Source organism: Acinetobacter lactucae, assembly GCF_013344765.1.
GTDB lineage: Bacteria > Pseudomonadota > Gammaproteobacteria > Pseudomonadales > Moraxellaceae > Acinetobacter > Acinetobacter lactucae_A.
Genome location: NZ_JABVBF010000352.1, coordinates 1 through 1,030 on the forward strand (window position 1 = coordinate 1; position 1,030 = coordinate 1,030).

Genomic DNA, 1,030 nt, shown 5'->3' on the forward strand with positions numbered 1-1,030 from the left:
ATATACATTTAAATCTTAGATTTCACAGACCTCATATCTTAAAAATTTAATAGTTTTTCCCATCTATTTTTCGGAAATACTTGGAATATTCATTGTTTTCCAAAGAGAAATAAAAGTTAGTTACAAATGAAAACTGATTATGAAGATGAAAGTATATATTCCCTATACTTCTTCCGAAGAATGTTTATCATGGCGAACTCAGCTCATATTTTTTACTAACTCAAAATAATTGGATCTTTGACACCAATCTTTTAAGCTTATGAGTTTTAGTAGAGTATGCCTAGAAGCTATACCAATCCGATTTCTGCCTTAAATATTTTAATACTTTCATAAAGATACCAGTTAGCCCTGGTACCAACAAGTACCACTTGGTAACAATAAGTACCATATGCTATAATTGTTGTCAATAGAAGGGAGACAAATGGTTATGGCTGATTATCGTAATAAGCTCATTATGGGTTTAGCACAAGTTTTTGAACAAGAAAATAAACCTCTTTTTAATGTAACAATTACTGATATTGTTTCAGCAGCAAAAGTTTCTAAACGCACATTTTATGAGCACTTCAACAATAAAGAAGACTGCTTTTTAGCCCTGTATGAGCAGAATAGTTTTTATGTTCTCACTAAGGTAATAGAAGCTGGACTACAGAATCTATCTCCCGAAAATCCCTGCCTAAGCAAAGTAACTGATGCAATCTTTAATTCTTATTTTGAAGTATTATTAACTCAATCCAATCTAATGAATCGACTTTATATTGATATTCTAACTATTGATCAAAGAGGTTTAGAACTTCGTTATTTTATTATATATAATTTTACTCAAAATATTAAAAGACTTCCTTTTCCTGGATTAGAAAAGATTACTAATAGCGAACTTTTATTATTTTTGAGTGGAATTAATGAACTTGTTTTGTATCATTTTCATAACAACGAATATATAAAAATTGAAGATATAATTAGAACCGTACAAAAATTTATATTTAATTTCTCAAAGATATATGAATTTAATATTTTAGAAAATTGATTATAT

The 1,030-nt window shown here is 28.0% G+C and carries 1 protein-coding gene; it reads left to right on the forward strand.

Annotated features, from left to right (window positions below; all coding sequences use genetic code 11):
• Positions 1-427: 427 nt before the first annotated feature.
• Positions 428-1,024, forward strand: a complete 597-nt coding sequence (locus tag HUN22_RS17270) for a TetR/AcrR family transcriptional regulator (protein ID WP_174731959.1) — start codon at positions 428-430, stop codon at positions 1,022-1,024.
• Positions 1,025-1,030 lie beyond the last annotated feature (6 nt).

Bases quoted from the DNA above. Each gene is read 5' to 3' on its own strand.
- HUN22_RS17270 (WP_174731959.1), top strand. From the start codon at position 428: ATGGCTGATTATCGTAATAAGCTCATTATGGGTTTAGCACAAGTTTTT.